This window comes from Stieleria varia (assembly GCF_038443385.1).
GTDB lineage: Bacteria > Planctomycetota > Planctomycetia > Pirellulales > Pirellulaceae > Stieleria > Stieleria varia.
Genome location: NZ_CP151726.1, coordinates 5,214,026 through 5,232,363, shown reverse-complemented (window position 1 = coordinate 5,232,363; position 18,338 = coordinate 5,214,026). Strand labels below are relative to the sequence as shown.

At 56.4% G+C, this 18,338-nt stretch carries 11 protein-coding genes; 4 read left to right on the top strand and 7 right to left on the bottom strand.

Annotated features, from left to right (window positions below):
• Window positions 1-132: 132 nt before the first annotated feature.
• From Pla52nx_RS17625 to Pla52nx_RS17605, 5 genes are all read right to left on the bottom strand, one after another.
• Entirely contained in the window at window positions 133-1,428 is a 1,296-nt protein-coding gene (locus Pla52nx_RS17625; protein ID WP_231742286.1) for a DUF481 domain-containing protein, read from the bottom strand.
• A 145-nt stretch (window positions 1,429-1,573) separates the two neighbouring features.
• Window positions 1,574-2,794: a DUF1501 domain-containing protein gene (locus tag Pla52nx_RS17620; protein ID WP_146522039.1), complete on the bottom strand. Its 1,221-nt coding sequence runs from the start codon at window positions 2,792-2,794 to the stop codon at window positions 1,574-1,576.
• 1 nt (window position 2,795) lies between these two features.
• Complete coding sequence (locus Pla52nx_RS17615) at window positions 2,796-4,109, bottom strand: DUF1549 domain-containing protein (protein ID WP_146522040.1); 1,314 nt, start codon at window positions 4,107-4,109, stop codon at window positions 2,796-2,798.
• Entirely contained in the window at window positions 4,099-6,687 is a 2,589-nt protein-coding gene (locus Pla52nx_RS17610; RefSeq protein WP_146522041.1) for a M56 family metallopeptidase, read from the bottom strand. The genes Pla52nx_RS17615 and Pla52nx_RS17610 overlap by 11 nt, the downstream gene beginning before the upstream one ends.
• Window positions 6,687-7,112, bottom strand: a complete 426-nt coding sequence (locus tag Pla52nx_RS17605; RefSeq protein WP_146522042.1) for a BlaI/MecI/CopY family transcriptional regulator — start codon at window positions 7,110-7,112, stop codon at window positions 6,687-6,689. The genes Pla52nx_RS17610 and Pla52nx_RS17605 overlap by 1 nt, the downstream gene beginning before the upstream one ends.
• 706 nt (window positions 7,113-7,818) lie before the next feature.
• Between Pla52nx_RS17605 and Pla52nx_RS17600 the strand changes: the two genes are divergently transcribed.
• From Pla52nx_RS17600 to Pla52nx_RS17590, 3 genes are all read left to right on the top strand, one after another.
• Window positions 7,819-8,547 (top strand): apolipoprotein acyltransferase, encoded by a 729-nt coding sequence (locus Pla52nx_RS17600; protein WP_146522043.1) that lies wholly within the window; start codon window positions 7,819-7,821, stop codon window positions 8,545-8,547.
• 582 nt (window positions 8,548-9,129) lie between these two features.
• On the top strand, window positions 9,130-11,121 hold the full coding sequence (dnaG, locus tag Pla52nx_RS17595) for a DNA primase (RefSeq protein WP_231742287.1): 1,992 nt from the start codon (window positions 9,130-9,132) through the stop codon (window positions 11,119-11,121).
• A gap of 189 nt (window positions 11,122-11,310) precedes the next feature.
• A complete protein-coding gene (locus tag Pla52nx_RS17590) occupies window positions 11,311-12,972 on the top strand; it encodes a sigma-70 family RNA polymerase sigma factor (protein WP_146522044.1) in 1,662 nt (553 codons plus the stop codon).
• Window positions 12,973-13,145: 173 nt separating this feature from the next.
• Here Pla52nx_RS17590 and gdhA read toward each other — a convergent pair whose 3' ends face one another.
• Window positions 13,146-14,483 carry an NADP-specific glutamate dehydrogenase gene (gene gdhA, locus Pla52nx_RS17585; RefSeq protein ID WP_146522045.1) on the bottom strand — a complete coding sequence of 446 codons (1,338 nt, stop codon included), beginning with the start codon at window positions 14,481-14,483 and terminating at the stop codon, window positions 13,146-13,148.
• Between the two features lie 1,447 nt (window positions 14,484-15,930).
• On the opposite strand from gdhA, the gene Pla52nx_RS17580 reads away from it, so the two are divergent.
• Window positions 15,931-16,293 (top strand): thioredoxin family protein, encoded by a 363-nt coding sequence (locus Pla52nx_RS17580; RefSeq protein WP_146522046.1) that lies wholly within the window; start codon window positions 15,931-15,933, stop codon window positions 16,291-16,293.
• Between the two features lie 725 nt (window positions 16,294-17,018).
• Here Pla52nx_RS17580 and Pla52nx_RS17575 read toward each other — a convergent pair.
• Window positions 17,019-18,311: a DUF1559 domain-containing protein gene (locus Pla52nx_RS17575; RefSeq protein ID WP_146522047.1), complete on the bottom strand. Its 1,293-nt coding sequence runs from the start codon at window positions 18,309-18,311 to the stop codon at window positions 17,019-17,021.
• Window positions 18,312-18,338 lie beyond the last annotated feature (27 nt).

Here is an 18,338-nt window from a genome sequence, read left to right as displayed (position 1 = left end):
TTCGGGACGTGTGGAAAATAACTCATGTAGCTTGGGCACTCTTGCCCGAGAGATCACAGACGGGCAAGAGTGCCCATCCTACTTTTATTTACCGCACTTCCCGAGAGACTCGCCTACGTGACAAAACAGCGATCAGAATTTGACCAGGAACAACAGGGAGTAGTACACGTCGTTGGGCTTGGCACCTTGCGGCGTGCTGTCGTAGCGGTCGGTCAAAGCGAGTTTCAGGCTCAAGTTCTCTGAGTCGTTGAGCAGGATTTCCCAGCCCAGGTCGGTGACCAAACGGTAGTCGCTGAAGTCTTCCCAGGCGGGGAAATAATCGACCTTGGCTTTCAGTTTGTTGGACGCGTTGAGCTGGTGTTCGCTTTCCAACCCAAACACAGCTTCCGGTTTCCAAGCGTCATCTGGTGAACCGATCTCCTTCGATGCACCCGAACCGAAGCGAGTGACCAGAGTGGTACGATCGTTTCGGATCCAGTGGTATCCGACACCAGCGTTCAAGTTCAATCGTAGGTCAAAGGCTTTGAACTGATCGAACTCCATGCCGAACTTGCCAAACGCCGACCACGGCGAATCATTGAGCAAGCGGTCGTAGTCCAAGTTGAATCGCCCGTTGTCTTCGGTCGTCTGCTCTTGATTGGTCACTTGGTTGCGTGTGTTGGCGAATCGGTAGTCGATATCGATTCCCAAGGTATAAAGATCCGTTTTGCGTTTCATCTCCAAACCGGTTTGAATCGCCAGCGTTTGAGCATTTCCGCGGCTTCCGTCCAAACCCAACTCGGCATGGTTCTGCCATCCTTGGGTCATCCATCGCCAAGGATACATGTACCACGATTCGACTTCCTGTTGCAGCGGCGGGATCTCGCTCGCGATGTCTTGTGCGATGGCCGAGCCCAAGGTTTCGTCCATCCCGGGGATTGCGGGTGGAATGTCCGATGTCGCGGGATCAGCGATCGGCAGTGTCGGATAAGTTCCGGTGGTCGGCGCATCAAGCATTGGTTGCTGCGCGTGCGCCGCCAGTTGGATATCTGTCGCTGAGTCGCCGTCCTGCATCCGATAGCCAGGCAATTGAAACACACCATCGTTTCCGTTGACCGTGGCGGCTAGTTCGGCGGAGGCCAGTGCGGCCGAAGCGGGATCCACCGGCAGTTGATAGCTCGGGGTACCGCCGCTCATGTTGGCGCTCATGTTGGCGCTCGTGTTGGCGCTCGTGTTGGCAGCGGTGTTTGCCGCAGGTAATGCTGCGTTATAGGTATACGTATTGGCAGCGGTGGCGTCGGGGTTGAATTGTGGCATGCCGAGTTGCCATGGAGCCATGTCTTGCGTCCATGCAGTTGCGTTCCAAACCAGCGGAGAGATCCAAAAGGTCCAGATGATCCCGATGCCGACGAAACGTCGGAAACCGGACCCGGGGCGATTTGCTGCCATGAGAGTTGCCAGAGTGATAACGAATAAGATTGCTTGCCTGTAAAAAACACACGGGGGTGGACTTCCCCGGCAATCAGATTCGTTATCAAACGTCAGGCGGCGATGTCAGCATCGATCAAACGATTTCTGCAAAGTTTGGCAGTCTTTAGACGAGTTTCACGATCTCATCGATGGGTGTTCCACCATCTGTCATCGATGTGGGGCTTCCAAAGCTCGTGGTGTATTCCGTTTGAGTATCCAAGCCCATCAGGAAGAGCAGTGTTGCCATCAGATCCGCGACGGTGTGTTTTGGCCCGACGCGACTGCCCGCTTGGTTGTCGGTGGCACCAACGACGTGTCCGCCCAGATTGCCGCCGGCAAGTACGACGGGAATGATTTCTGGGTAGTGATCTCGTCCGGCTCGGCCGTTGATGGTGGGGGTGCGTCCAAACTCTCCAACCCAAACGATCAAAGTGTCACTCCATTGTCCGGTCCGCTTGAGGTCTTCGATCAACGCGATCCAAGGTGGCAGCAGTTGACCGCACAATCGATTTACCGTTCTCAGATTGTCCACATGCGAATCCCACCCGCCCAGTTGGACTTCCACGATCGGGACACCCACCTCCAGCAGTCGTCGCGCAGCCAGCATCCGTTTGCCAAACTCGTCTTGGCCATACGCCGCGCGCTGATCAGACGGTGCCCGCGTGGTGTCCAGGGCGTCGCCAAAGTCCGTTGCCAACAGTCGCCGAACCGAGTCGACCGAGGCGTCACGCCGCTGGGACGCATCACGAATCGCCCGTGAATCGCCCAAGTGATGCAGTTGGTTGAAACGTTGCAGTGCATCCAGTTCTACGGTTCGCTTGCCCAGTCGCTGAATCTGACGCATCGCTTGTTCAGGATCACTGATCACAAACGGACCGTTCTCCACGCCCAGAAACGCGGGGCCGTAAGCCTGATTGCCCAAGGTCACGTAACGTGGCAGGCCTTCATCGATACGTGAATGCGAGACCATCGATCCAAACGAAGGCCTAGGGAACGAAGGGCTGGGCGCAAAGCCGGTGTGCAGCAGCGATGACGCTCGAACGTGTTCTCCTTCTCTGCCACCAACACTTTTCACGACACACAGGTCGCTCGCGTACGCCACAAACGCTTGCATCGCGGGTGCAAAGGGCATGTCCGCCAGAGCGGTCTGAACATGTTCATCTCGGGTGGGGATGAATGTGTCGATGTGGCTCGGGCCCCCTTCCATCCACAGGACCAAGCATCGTCGAAAGGGCGCTGTCTGACTGAGACGTGGCGTGGCGGCGGCAAGCTGATTTCCAAAAGCGGCGCAAAGTCCGACCGATCCGGCTGCGGCCAAGCACTCGCGGCGTGTGGTCTGTCTCATGTTACTGATTCAACAAAAAAGGATTGCTTTGGATGATCACAAACAAGGATTGATCAGACGTCAACGTCCCCAATGACTCTCGTTCTGCGTCGGTCGGCGGACGGCCCCACGCCGCAAGAAACAACTTGTCCAGTTGCGTGAAGCTGGACGACACGCTGCGATTCAAACCACGTAATGTTTGTTGACTGGTCGGCGTCCGATCAAAGGGATCGCTGCCGAGTGTGCTTTGCGGCTGCCCCAGCAACTCACGCGTTTGCTCGGAGAGCTCCGCGGCCGATGGCGGACGCGAATTCGCGGTGTTCGCATTGGTCAAGATCGCCACCGACGCGATCCACTGTTCGGGCAGCAGCATGCGGGTCGCTCGTTGAGGCTCCCATTCACTTGACGGCGAATCGTTCGCCGCGTCCAAAGCGACTTGCGATTGATAGCCGGGTGACAAGCAGATTTCGCGGAGCAGTTCGTCCAAGTCAAATCGGCTGCTGCGAAAACGCTCAGAGAGTTGTTCCAAGCTCGCAAAAGCAATCGGATTCGAATCACGATCGACGGCATCCACGTCGCCACTGATTCCGCCGCCCATTGTCCAATGCCATGCACGTTGGACCATCGCTCTGCTGAAGGGCTTGCTCTGTACGACCATCAACGCCAGTTCGCGGCGCCAAGCCGATGTGAGCGGTTCGCGTCCACTTAGAAATTGCGGCAACTCCGCGTCGCTGGACAGGTTGCCTTCGTCGTAAACCTCCACCCCGCCAGACACTTCTCGAAATCGCAACGGCCGAAAGAAACGTTCCATCGCAACATAATCTGCGTTCGTCCACCGCTGCGTCGGATGATCATGACACTTGGTACAGTCCAACTGGACTCCCAAGAACACACGCCCCAGCCGCAGAACTTGGTCGTCACGGTTGGCGATCATGTAGTTCGTCGGGCCGTCCAAGGTGGACACGCCGGACGCGCTGATCAACTCAAACGCCATGCGATCCAGCGGCTTGTCTGCCAAAATCGACTGCTCGATCCAAGCACGCAGTAGCTCACGGTCGGTTTCTCGGATAGGGAAACGTCCCACGAGCAACGTCGCCCAATGTTGAGACCAAAAACGTGCGTGCTCGGGATGGTCCAGCAACTGGTCCACGAACGCCGCCCGGTCGCCTGTGCTCAGAAACGATTCTCGCTCGTCGACGGTTGGGATCCGTCCGATCAAATCGAGGGATGCCCGGCGCACAAAGGTGTTGTCGTCGCAGAGCGGAGCCTGTTGCGCAAACGCAGTGGAGGTCGCGATGAGGATCAGGAACGCTGTTGCTAGAAGGCTAGAAATCATCGGCCGGGCTCGCTTGATTCAGCCGGTCGGCTTGACGTGTCAGTTGTGCGATCAGCACACGGCTGGAATCGCGAAGCGTCAGCGTTCCCTTTCCATCATCTTGAACCAAGTGTTCACGGACCAGCGTAACGGCATCGGGGCGTGCCGACTCGACGTATCGGCGGACTTCATCCAAGATCAAATAGCGACCGACATCGCCCATCTTTGCGACCAATTCTTGATCTGCCATCTGCTCCAGCAGTTCATCGACCATGACGGCATAGCGGCGAATGCTTCGACAGGTTTCCAAGAGTTCAGACATTTTCTCCGACAGCTCGTCGGCTCGATCGCTTCGCACAACCAAACCTCCTGAGTCGCCCTTTTCCAAGACCTGCGTCAACAGCGTCCGCAGTTCGTCACCAGCCATCGAGTCGCTGTAGGGGATCTCCGCGGCGACCAGAGTGGCCAGCAAGTCTTGACGCATCACTGCGGCCAGTCTCTGGGACACTTCGTCATCGGCCATTGAGTCGGCGATCTCGATCAGTCGTTCGCCCGTGCGTTGCACCAGCGTCTCGGCTCGATCAACGATCATGCATAGCTCGTCTACTTTGTCCCGCACCTCACCGTCGCGAAGCCTCAGTCCGTTGGCGGTTTCCTGGCAAGCCGACTCGAGGGACTCAAAGAGCTTCTCCACGGCGGAGACCGGAGTGGCACCGTTCTTGTTGGCCAGCTCGATGGCGATCACGTTGGACATGAGAGGTTTATTCAAATAGTCGGCGAAGCGTTTGCTGGTTTCGTCGGTCATGTCCAATTCGCCGGCGAAAATCGGAAGCTGTTTCTTCAGACGTTTTGCAATCAATGCTGCCGTCTCAAACTTCGCCGCTTCTTTCTCCGCTTCCGCCTTCGCTGACGCGATCACCTGATATTGGCCGTCACCTCGTTGCACCAAGATCTTGGTCAATGCTTTGTTGATGAACGCGGCTACGGGATCGCCTCCAGAGTCCATTTCGAACAACAACAAAGCGATCGAGGCCTCTTTGTCGGAAAGGAATCTTTTCAGCAAGACGCCTGCATTGCTGCTGTCATCAAGTTGCTTGACCGTTTCGGACGCAGCAGCCTGAATACCGCGTACGCTTTCATCAAGACGCCTGGCAGCATTGGTCCATTTATCGGCCTTGCCTTGATCACGTAAACGTAGACCCTCGGGTGACTTCTCAAACATTGCCTCGCCATACACCTCGATCGCCCGATCCTTGATCGATCGCATTGCATCGCCACGCAGTTGATCGATGTATCCACTCAACGCAAGTTTTCCGCCCGTCGATTCTGTCAACGCAAGGAGTTGCTTGGACGCTCCGTCACTGTCGTCCAGCGAGCGAAACAGAGTGACCAATTCTGCCAATTCGGCGTCGTCGATCACCGGCAATGCATCGCCGGAGCCAACCTCGGCTCGTGAATCTTGTGTGGTGGTGTCGGCCGCAGTGAGACGGAACTGAATGCAGGAGGCCATCACGACGACAACCGACAGCAATAGCAACGCTAGGGATTTCATAACGGAGTCCTTGTGACCTGAAGGGTGGAGAAGATCGGTGATGCGGCGTGTCAGCGGCGGCGTGGCCATCGCCGTGCAAGCTACTTGGTGAACGTTCTGTGCCGGCATGTCTGAAACCAGCATGAGCAGAGCGCCGGCAAATCCCGCAGAGTATTCGTTGCCCCGTTGTGCCACCGCGCGGTCGCATGCCAGTTCTGCGGTTTGATCGAGTCGACGGACGGCCCACCACGCCACAGGATTGAACCAATGAATGGTCGCAATGAATCGAGCGGCGAGCTGTCGCCACACGTCTCGCCGAGACAAATGCTGCGCTTCGTGCGTCATGACGGCTTGCCGCTGGATGTCGGTCAAGCGTTCCCAGAACGCGCGAGGAATGACGAGGGCGTATTGATCGGGCAAGCGAACCAACATGGGACCAACGGATTCTGACTGCAGGACCGGGCAGACGCGAGATGCCACTCCATGTGTCCGTAGTACGGTTCGCCAGTCTCTCTGCCATTTCTGATCCGCGAGAGGCAAGCGGCGCACGTGATGCAGCATTCGCAGATACGTGAAAATCGTTCGCGTCACCAGCAGCAGCACGCCAACCGCCCAAACGAACCAAAGCACCGTGGTGATGCGCTGCCACTCCATCGCAGCAAACCATCGCCCCAGCACCGCCACGTCGCCATTTCCCAGCAGTCCTAACGCGGAACCATTCTCCGCTGAACGGACCGCTTCGCCATTTGCCATTTCCCCGACACACGCGTCAAACGAACTCGCTTGGTTTGGCAAGCCGCCCAAAGAGGAACTCGGCAAACTCGATTCATCCAATACTACGTCCACATGACCCGCTGAGTTGGATTCCCAAAGCCCGAGGTGAATCGGAATGCGTGCAAACATTGCTCCCTGCAGCAATACACCAGTGATCAAGACAGAGCGAAGCCGAAGCGACCGGATTTGAAACGTTCTCAAGATCCAAGCGACGACGAGGCCGCAGCTGGCAAGCATCATCGTGGTGACGATCAAGGGGGAATGCAGCGAGAATGCTGCGACCGGCTCGCTCATTATTCTGCCTCCTCGTTTCGCGATGCATTCTTCAAATCCTTCTCCGCTTGGCGAACCAAACGCTTCAGCTCGGCCAACTCCTCAGGCGCGATCTGTCGATCTTGGACCAAGTGTGCAACCAGCGGAACGACGCTGCCGCCCGACAAACGCTTTAGCACATCGTCCAAATGATCAGCTTGCACATCCGAGCGATCGATGGCAGCCGCGTACACCGCGGGTCGATCCGGTGATCGCGATGCAAACCCTTTGTCGGCCAAACGATTCAAACGAGTCTGCATCGTCGTGTACCCGACGGACTTACTCGGGAAATCCGACTCGAACGCGCGGTGAGCCTGTTGCAGCGTCATCGGTCCGTGTCGCCAGAGCAAGTCCATCAAGTCGACTTCTCCGCTGGTCAGTCTGAGCGCCGGTCGTTTCTTAGCCATGATCGCTTTGTGTTATCGAAAAGGAGTCCGCTTTCTGCCGCTCGCCAACCGGATTTATGACAGTGTTCGTAATGGTTTACGAACGTTGTCGTAAAGTCAAGTGAAATCCGTTCGGATTTGGGGCGATTTTTCATGGCAAGCCTGGGTGTTGGATCAGCCCGAGTGCGTTACGCCTGGGCTGTTCAGAGGTTGGGGGTGACTTGATGTTTCGGCGTTTTTCTATGAGCCGTTTCTTGTCCACTGTCACCTCCCCCAGCTGCGGAGACTGCTGATTTAGTGAGCCGCAAGGCACTAGCCCGGATTGTTCACGCCACTGACTACAGTCTTCGCAATACGTTTGCACCAAATGGTTTATGCGGATTGGCACAAAAACAGTCTGCGCATATCAGCCGCAACGCGATAGCGTCCGGTTCACACGGCAAAACACGAGAACCGGGTGCTATCGCACTCCGGCTGATGCAATATCCGGGCTAGCGCCTGAGGTTCACTGGGGGCCACCAGCTGCGCCGGCAGTAGGGACATAAACTTGCGCAAAGCCAAAAAGAAACAACCCCAAACTTTGAGCAGTCCAGTTCCTTCCGTCGAGCTTGTCTCGGCGGGGGAAACAACAGACGGCTACCTTCGCAAGCCAACACGCCGCTAGACGACTCGATATCATGAAGCGATTTCAAACCCAACTCCCCTTCACCAGCGGCAGATCGATAACTTGTCCACAGCAGCGTTTCTCAGTGAGTGTCGCGATTTAACCGCACGGCTTGGCGTCTCTGCGCCGGAGCAAGACAATGGCGACGCGGATTCGCTGATTGGCATTTTTCAGATGTTTCGGCCCGACGGCGAGTCACTTGCGTCGCTGATTCGGACTTTGCCGTGCGGCGACGAACTTCATGACAGGCTCGGGCAACTTTATGACGCAGCGGGCAACAGCCAACGTCCCGGAGGCGGACAAGACGCTTACTTTGTCGTCCGAAAGCCTCAGCCGCTGGATCCGGCGGACGCGGAGCAGTTGGCCGGTCAGTGGCTCACCGGGCTTGTTCGGATCGCCGAGAAAGTTGGGAATCTGGAAATAGTGTCCGTTCTTTCGCAAACGCCATCGGTCCGAGTCCTGGAAGGGATTCCACCCAAGGCCCCCAAGCGTGATGAGGAGCGTTCGCGGTTGATGAAAACGGTCACTCAGGCTTGTGCGGCGATGTGTGAATCGATCTCAGGGGTGGATCCTCATGCCGAGCTATTGCGTCCTGCTTACTACTTCGTCGCTTGCGATCCCATGCTGCGGGACCATCTGATGTGGCCGTTTTATCGAGAATCCGTGGGGCTGGACGATCCCTTGGCGAGCTATTTTGAGCTTTGGTGTCACGGCGTAAAATATCGAATCTTTGGCGAGAAACAAATCGATATTTATTTGCCACGAATTCATCAAAACGGACCGTCCTCGTAAGGATTCTGTCGCGTTCTTTGACACTTTTAGCTGATCGCGACCACTGCACCACTGGTTCCCAGGCTCCTGCCTGGGAACCCAATGATTAGCAGGCTCCTGCCTGCCGATCTGCTGACATTTTCCAAGCCTCGCTGATTTTCGCCAGGCAGAGCCTCCATGGCAGTTCGTTCTCAGGCGTTAGCCTGGGAACGAGCGTTTTGCGGAGTGGCGATCAGCGAGAAGTGTCCTTTTTCTATGTGATTGACGGACTTGGCTCGCGGTCTCGGCAGCCGGCAAATTGATCTTGACCCGAAATCTCAGTTTTCGCAGAATCGGTCTTCGCTCGTGGCGATACGGATCGGCAGCCATGTCTCTTGTTAGCTGGCTCAATCTGGTACGCTGCAACGGAGTGCGTGTGATCGAAATTTGCTCGTGTGGCCACTTGGATGTGGTCCAATCCCGTGACGGGATTCGAGTGGACCGATCCGGATGATTTCGCCGGCCGTTTGGTGGTGGAACAAGAAACGGGGATGCGTGTGCGCCCCCTGGAATGTTTCGCCAGACAAGCCAAGGTACGTCTCATTGGAGTCGCCGAGTCCGACAATGATGGACTTCGACCTGAAAGAACGAGTGCGAAGCGCCGTTGACATTGTAGATGTCATCGGTTCATCGCTGTCGTTACAGCCAAAGGGTCGTTTGTATGTGACTCAGTGTCCGTGGCACAACGATCAGTCCCCCTCTCTCCAAGTCAACCGGGAACGCCAATCCTGGAAATGTTGGCCGTGTGACATCGGCGGGGACGTGTTCAGTTTTGTGATGCGTCGCGACGGCGTCGATTTTTTTACCGCGCTGAAAATGCTGGCCGAGCAAGCTGGTATTGAGATCCAAGCCGGAAAGCAGGTGGAGGCGGGCAGCGCCCAAGACAAATCGACCCTGTTGTCTGCCGTCCAGCTTGTTTGCGACGCTTACTTTCAGCAGCTCGATAGTCCCAAGACCGACGACGCAAAGATCGCTCGCGATTACTTGGCCGCTCGGGGCGTGGACGACGAGAACCGCAAACGATTCCAGATCGGTTTCGCACCCGACAGCTGGGATTTTGTCATCAACCTGCTGAAGCAAAACAAGTTTCGACCCGAGATCGCGCACGCCGCCGGCGTTGCCTTTCATCGCAAAGACGGGTCCAGCTATGACATGTTCCGTGGACGGTTGATGTTCCCGATTCATGACATTCAAGGCCGGGCGATTTCCATGGGCGGTCGTGTGATCCCCGAGATCGCGAAACGTCATGGAGAGAACGCTGGCGGCAAGTACATCAACGGCCCGGAAACCTTGCTGTTTCGAAAATCCAATGTGCTCTACGGCATGCAGTTGGCACGCGAGCCGATCCGCAAGGGCGGCCAAGCTCTTGTGATGGAAGGCTACACGGACGTGGTCGCCGCTCGCCAAGCCGGCATCGAACCCGTCGTCGCAGTCTTGGGCACCGCATTGGGCGCTGCACATGTCGACATTCTGAAACGCCTTACCCAACGTGTCGTCTTGGTGCTCGACGGCGATGCGGCGGGACAAAAACGCGCCGACGAAGTGCTGGAACTATTCGTCCAAGCCGACGCGGATTTGCGAGTCCTGACGCTGCCCGACGGCAGTGACCCCGCCGACTACTTGCAACAGCATGGACGCGAGGCGTTTGAGCAACTGGTTGCGGACGCCCCCGACTGCTTGTCCCACAAACTGGCGAAGCTGACCGAAGGCGTTGACATCGCAACGGACACGCATGCCGTGATGCACGCGATCGACACCATGGTCGGCGTGATCGCTTCGGCTCCCAAGATGGACCCGGTCAAACAAGACCAACTCTTGTTGCGACTTTCACGAACCTTTGGCACCACCACGGAAAAACTCGAACAGCGCGTCGTCGCTCGACGTGCGGAGATTGCCAAGCAAAGTGCGGCGCGGGCCAAGTTCCGTTTGCAGGCCGCTCGCAGCAAAGAACAATCAGGCCACAAACCAAAACCCCAAACTCGCGAATCGGCCGACGGCTCATTCGATCCCAACCTGATGCTCGCCGAATCGGCGGACATGGATGGATTTGATTTTGCACCGAGCGGTTTTGCTTACGATGACGAGCCGACATCGCATGTCGCCGAAGTGTTGCAGCAATCGCTCAGCGGGATCGATCGGGAACTCTTTGAAACATTGATCGAATCACCCGACTTGGCAGCTATTGCAGTGGAAGCGATCGATCCGGATTGGTTGTCGTCCAACACCGCTAAGATGTTGCTTTCCGCCTACCAAGACCTGGACTTGCAAGGACGTGACTTAACCTCGCAGTCACTATTGCTGCTATTAGAAAATGAGTTTTTGAAGAACGAAGTGACTACCCTGCTGTTCCGCATTGAGCAAAGAGGGGATAAGATTTCGCTCACAGCAGAAGAACGATACCTCGCTGTCGTCGCTCGTTATCGATTGCGAGAGTCGGAGGCAGAGACATCACGTCAGATTGCGAAACTTGCAACGACAGTGATGGATGAAGACGAAGAGTTGGCGCTTTTGAAGCAACTCTTTGATTCGGAAAAAGCACGGCAGCAGATCAACTGATTCTTACCACACGCATCGGCCACTATCTCAGGAGGAGAAGACGACCCAGCGCTATCTTTCTCATGGCTATCCGCAATAGCCATATCGTAACGGATTGAATTACCGGCGAGTTCGTCCCGTGGACTTGCCGCCACACAAACATCTCACGCAAATGATGCGTGAACACTCAAGACATGAGGTTTTGGAACGATGCAACTGATGGAACAAGATCTTTCGGTGTTGATCAACCGAGCGGCCAAGGAAGGCTATCTGACTTATGACCAAGTCAACGAATATCTGCCGGACGAAGACGTCAATCCGGAGAAGCTGAACCAACTCTTGTTGGCGATCGAGAAAAAAGGCATCCGCCTGGTTGAATCGGCTCATGAGTTCAATCCCGCGTTGTCGCGTCGGCCTGAGCCGAATGTGATCGAAATGCGTCCTCCGTCCACGGATTTGGGTGGAGACGACTTGGCGACGCCTGACATGCCCAAGGCAAGCGATGATCCGATTCGGATGTACCTGAGCCAAATGGCCGAAATCCCCTTGCTGAGCCGAGAAGAAGAAATCTCGTTGGCAAAGAAGATCGAAGTCACCCGTCGGCAATTCCGTCGTGCGTTGCTTGAATCCGACTACGCCTTGCGTAACACGGTCGCGACTCTGCATCGCGTCCATCAAGGCGAACTGCCCTTTGACCGCACGATCAAGGTCTCCTTGACCGAGCGATTGACCAAGGAGCAGATTTCCGCTCGCATGCCGCACAACCTGCGAACGCTGGACATGCTGATCGAGCAAAACAAACTCGACTTTGATTTGATGGTCCGCAAGAGCACTTCGCCGCGTTTGAAAGCTGAAGTTCGCCGACGCTTCATCATGCGTCGACAAAAGTGCTTGCAGTTGGTCGAAGAGCTGAGCCTTCGCAGTCGCCGCGTCACACCGATGTTGCAACAACTGGAAAACATCTCGCAACGAATGAACTTCATCCGCCAACGCTTGTCAGAACTGGCCGGCGATGCGGTGAGCCGAGACGAAGCAGCGAATTTGCGTAGCGAGCAACGCGAACTGATGCTGCTGACGCAAGAAAGCCCCACGAGCTTGCACAACCGAGTGGTCAAAGCACGCGAGTACTTTGACCGCTACGAAACCACCAAGCGGGAACTCAGCAGCGGAAACCTGCGTTTGGTGGTTTCAATCGCCAAAAAGTATCGCAACCGCGGTTTGTCCTTCCTGGATTTGATCCAAGAGGGAAACACCGGCCTGATGCGAGCTGTGGACAAGTACGAGTATCGTCGCGGATTCAAGTTCAGCACCTACGCGACTTGGTGGATTCGCCAAGCGATCACGCGTGCGATCGCAGATCAAGCACGCACGATTCGCATTCCCGTGCACATGATCGATGTGCTCAGCAAGCTTCGTCAGTCGCAAAAACGCCTGACCCAAGAGTTCGGACGTGAGCCCACGTACATGGAGATTTCGGAGGATACCGAGGTGCCATTGGACGAAGTTCGTCGCGTGATGGACATCGGTCGCCACCCCGTCAGTTTGGATCGCCCGGTCGGTGAAGGCGAAGACAGCAGCTTTGGTGAGTTCATCGAAGACAACGATAGCCATAACCCGGTACGCATGGCAGCCAGCGGCATGCTGCGTAGCAAGATCGACGAATTGCTCAAGACCCTGACCTACCGCGAACGTGAAATCATTCGTCTTCGCTACGGCTTGGTCGACGGCTACAGCTACACGCTGGAAGAATGCGGCAGGATCTTTAAGGTCACCCGCGAACGCGTTCGGCAGATCGAAGCCAAGGCGGTTGCGAAGTTGCAGAGCCCATCGAGAGCCAATCGCATCGCATCGTTCCTGAAGGTCGCCGCGTAGTCCGATCAGAATGCATTGAAGAAAACCAACGGCATGACGGCCACCCGTCATGCCGTTTTTTTTTTCGTTTAACGACTAGCCGCAGGCGCCATCGCCACCACCATCCGCGCCCCCCGCAAAATCATCCGCCGCTTCCGCCTGCGCCTTCGGCTTCGAGGCAAACAGCCCCGTGGCTAAACCACGCCGTAGGCGAGCATGGCGTCGGCTACCTTTTTGAATCCGGCGATATTGGCGCCCGTGACGTAATTCACCCTGCCGTTGTGCTCGCCGTGCTCGACACAGCGTGAGTGGATACTCGTCATGATCTTTTGCAATCTCGTGTCGACTTCGTCGCGGTCCCAACTGATTCGCATCGCATTTTGGCTCTGTTCCAATCCGCTCACCGCAACGCCGCCCGCATTGGACGCTTTGCCGGGGGCATGCAGCACATTGTTCTTGGCCAGTACGCCCGCGGCGTGATTGGTCAGCGGCATATTGGCCCCTTCACAAACCGCGATGACGCCATTGTTCACGAGTGTCTTGGCATCGTGGTCGTCCATCTCGTTTTGCGTCGCGCATGGCATCGCAATGTCACAGGCCACTCCCCATGGCGTCGCGTCGGCGTGGTAGGTGACTCCGGCAAACGTGTCCGCAACTTCCGAAATCCGCCCACGACGGTTTTCTTTAAGATCTTTGACGAACTGCAATTGTTCCATCGACAAGCCACCTTTGACTTCGATGAATCCATCCGAGTCGCTCAATGTCAAAACCTTGGCACCTTTTTCAATCGCCTTTTCCGCTGCGTAGGTCGCGACATTTCCGCTGCCGCTGATCGCAACCGTCTTACCAGCGATTCCTTCGCCGTGTTGATTCAGCATGTGCTCGCAAAAGTACACGCATCCGTACCCGGTCGCTTCGGTGCGCACGGCGCTGCCGCCGAACGTCTGTCCCTTGCCGGTCAGAACGCCCGACCAGCGATTTTCCAAACGCATGTACTGGCCGAACAGATAGCTGATCTCGCGAGCACCAACGCCGATGTCCCCTGCAGGCACGTCGACGTCTTCCCCGATATGTCGCGACAGCTCCACCATCATCGACTGGCAAAACCGCATGACTTCACGAGAGCTCTTGCCCTTGGGATTGAAGTTCGAACCGCCCTTGGCTCCGCCCATCGGCAATCCGGTCAAACTGTTTTTAAAGATCTGTTCAAACCCCAGAAACTTCAGCACGCTCTGCGTCACACTGGGATGGAACCTCAATCCGCCTTTGTACGGTCCCAGTGCATGGTTGAATTGAACTCGCCATGCGCGATTGGCGCGGACATCGCCACTGTCGGTTTCCCAACAGACACGAAAGATGATGATGCGATCCGGTTCGGTGGTGCGCTCCAGGATCTGCTCGCGATGGTATTCCTTGTGGTCCAAATACCACGGCATCACTGATTCGACCACCTCCTCCACCGCTTGGTGAAACTCCACCTCATGTGGGTTGCGTTTCCGCAGTCCATCCATGAATTGATCGATCTCTTTCATAAAAACATTCCTGGGGACTCGTAAGATTTGGCAAGGCGGTAAAGCACTTCCCGCGGGGGATTCAGTTCAACGCAAGTGTGCGTGGGTAACCCGAGAGAGAAGGCAAGAATCCTGGGCGAATGGGTCGAATCGATGAGGGATATCCTACGCAGCGGCCATCGATGCGCTCGGGCCAGCAGTTTAGTGGCGGAGATTCGCCATCTTGTGGGAGCGAAGTGGACCATGGGAAAGTAAGAGGCGGCTCCTGCCCCGCTAGCCCGAATTATTCATCAGCCGGCACGCGATAGCGTCCGGTTCCTGAGTATAGGTGTAAGAACCGGACGCTATCGCGTGGCGGCTGAGATGCTCTCCCGGCGCAGCTGGTGACCCCAGTGAGCCTCAGGCGCTAGCCGTGGGCCTGAGGCGGATTGTGGTGCCGGCCCACGGCTAGCGCCTGAGGCTCACTTTGATTGCTGTTTATTTAACCCTCCCGGCGCAGCTGGTGACCCCAGTGAGCCTCAGGCGCTAGCCGTGGGCCTGAGGCGGATTGTGGTGCCGGCCCACGGCTAGCGCCTGAGGCTCACTTTGATTGCTGTTTATTTAACCCTCCCGGCGCAGCTGGTGACCCCAGTGAGCCTCAGGCGCTAGCCGTGGGCCTGAGGCGGATTGTGGTGCCGGCCCACGGCTAGCGCCTGAGGCTCACTTTGATTGCTGTTTATTTAACTCTCCCGGCGCAGCTGGTGACCCCGGTGAGCCTCAGGCGCTAGCCGTGGGCCTGAGGCGGATTGTGGTGCCGGCCCACGGCTAGCGCCTGAGGCTCACTTTGATTGCTGTTTATTTAACCCTCCCGGCGCAGCTGGTGCCCCCGGTGAGCCTCAGGCGCTAGCCGTGGGCCTGAGGCGGATTGTGGTGCCGGCCCACGGCTAGCGCCTGAGGCTCACTTTGATTGCTGTTTATTTTGCCCTTGCGGCGCAGCTGGTGACCCCAGTGAGCCTCAGGCGCTAGCCGTGGGCCTGAGGCGGATTGTGGTGCCGGCCCACGGCTAGCGCCTGAGGCTCACTTTGATTGCTGTTTATTTTACCCTTGCGGCGCAGCTGGTGACCCCAGTGAGCCTCAGGCGCTAGCCGTGGGCCTGAGGCGGATTGTGGTGCCGGCCCACGGCTAGCGCCTGAGGCTCACTTTGATTGCGATGCATGGAAAACATGGACAGAGAAAACAATGTCAACGCCAACCTTTTGACAGTCCAATGGCTTCAAACCACCCAAAAACCCTATTTGTGGGCCTCCGTGTTTCCGCTAGCAACCAAAGTGAGTAGACTTTGTCTCTCTATTCCTACTAACCTTCCTAATCATTGGAATCTGCCGTGAAAAGAATCATGGTTGCAATGGGATTCGGATCCCTCCTGCTCTTATTGTCCGTAGGGTCAAGTTCAGCGGAAACACCACAGCTTGTCAGCACAACTGCCGAGATGTCTCCCGCATCAGGGGTGCAGTGGCACGACAACCTGGAAGCAGGTTGGAGACAAGCCCGTCAGTTGAAGCGACCGATGGTGATTTTCATCACGTCACGTCAATGCATCTACTGTGACGCGATGAAACGTGACACGTGGTGCGATCAATCGGTGACACAACAGTTGCGAGATGGATATGTCGCCATTCGACTCACACCCGAACACAATGCGGAAACACTATCGCGAATCAAGGTCCCTGCGTATCCGACCACATTGATCGGTTTGCCGGAAGGAAAAGTGGTTGCGCACCGCATCGGCTATCAACCCGCCAACACGGTCCGCAGCTTGCTGGGTGAAATCGCAAACTCGATCAAGCACTGATCGACACATCGTACGGCACCACCAAACGCCGTGAGCCGCGACGCGTGAGCGGGCTGTTGATCTCGTGCGTTGAGCAATTCTTGTGAACCGATAGCGCTGGGCTGATCGGAATTTGGCGTTGACTTGATGTTTCGGCGTTTTTCTTCAAGCCGTTTCTTGTCTACTGTCACCTCCGCCAAGGAACTTGGGGGAGGTCGGATCGAGCGAAGCAAGGTCCGGGAGCGGGCCTACACTGCGCAAACCGCGTTCAAATACCCTAACAGTGTGCGCAATGCCCTAGTGCATCGTCCAGTCTTAGAACGTGGGTTCGGTAGATGAGCCGTCTTGGCGTTAGCCACGGTTTTCGTGACACAACCGTGGCTAACGCCAAAACGGTTAACCTCAAAATCAAGACCGGATGATGCACTAGACTGCTAAAAAGTTGGGGTTTTGGTCCTATTTTCCGCAAGATTTTTTCTTGCTTCCGCCGGGCTTGTCCCGGTTCGGAGCAGCAACTGGTAGCTACCGTCAACAGAAGCACATTCACCTGCCCACCACCCGCGAATCGCCGAAGGCGATTCGCGGGTGGTGGGCAAATTCTGTTGGCGTGCGAAGTAGCCGTCAGTTGTTTCCTCCGCCGAGACAAGCTCGACGGAAGGAGCTTCGCGGAACAAAACATGCAAAACCAAAATCAGTGACAACGCCAAATTTTGAACAGCCCAGCCCAGCGCCGTCGGCTCACGGAATCAACGATCAGGCAACGAAAATGACTTCAGTTCGTTGGATGATCTTGTCCCGAGTGCTCCCCAAACACCAAACGGACTTTCACTGCCCGGTGGATTGCTGCTGCCGATGCAAACGATGGAGCCAGTCGCATCCCCGGCGTTGATGCTGTCGCTGATGAACCGGATTGCACCATCGGCAAAGTAAACGCTCGCGCCGCCCAGATGCCGACTGCTGGCGGAGAAGATCCCAGACGCCGTATCCGAGTTTGCCGTGACAACGATCGGCGAATTTGGCGGCCAGATGGTTTGAAAGGACGTGTGCAACGGCATGCCGTCCGCCCAAGACATCCCTCGATTCCAACTGCTATCGGTGTTCGTCAACAGCTTCGGCGAGTCGATCCAATACATGGGCCGCTCCGGCTCCGTATTGGAATCTCCCCGAACGGGATTCTCGCATAGTTCGGCTTCGCTTGCACCAAACCATGGCGTGGTGAAACGGTTTTGGTCGCCGAGGTCGGTCGCGATTTCACCCAACAGAATCGTGTGGGACAGTCCATCCGTCACATCGGATTTACGGGTGACCACGCGTGGAACAAAGATACCACGCATCGATGCTTCGCACTGCCGTTGCATGTTCGAATCAAACACCCATGTGCCGGCGCGATCGACAAATGGCCCCGTGTTGCACCCCACAATGCCATCGCCCAAGCATGCCGCATAGTTGATGCGTCCAAGACCAGGTGCCCCAATACCTGGATCACTTGGGCATCGTAGTGGCGACGTCTCGATCATCCACGGTTGGTATGTTTGGGTGAATGGCTCAGGACCACCTGCGGGAAAGTACTTTCGTTGTGTCTTGGTTTCAGAATCGGACTCTGCCACTGACTCATATCCTTCTGACTCGTCGACGCGCATTTCCGCGTTGTATGCTGCCGGATCACCCATCCACATGTCCATTTCGTCGAAGTCATTCTCTACCAATTCGCTTTGGATCGATTCAAACAGCACATTGCCATCCATGAACGGCAGCAGACCGACAAAGATACTGAGTCTGCGATCGTTATCCTTCCCAGGCGTGACGTTGCCATCCGTTCCGTGCAATTGGACCGGATAATGGTCAAATGCCTCGTGGTACAGGTGCACCGCCATCCCGACCTGCAGCAAATTGTTCTGGCAACTCGATCGCCGTGCGGCCTCTCGAGAAGACTGGACGGCGGGCAACAACAACGAGATCAAGACCGTAATGACCAGCAGGACGGCAAACATCTCCAGGACCGTGAATCCAGGCCTGCGCATCGGTTGAGTCTGCCGCATCGTATGAAAACCGCGTCTGGGAAGAAG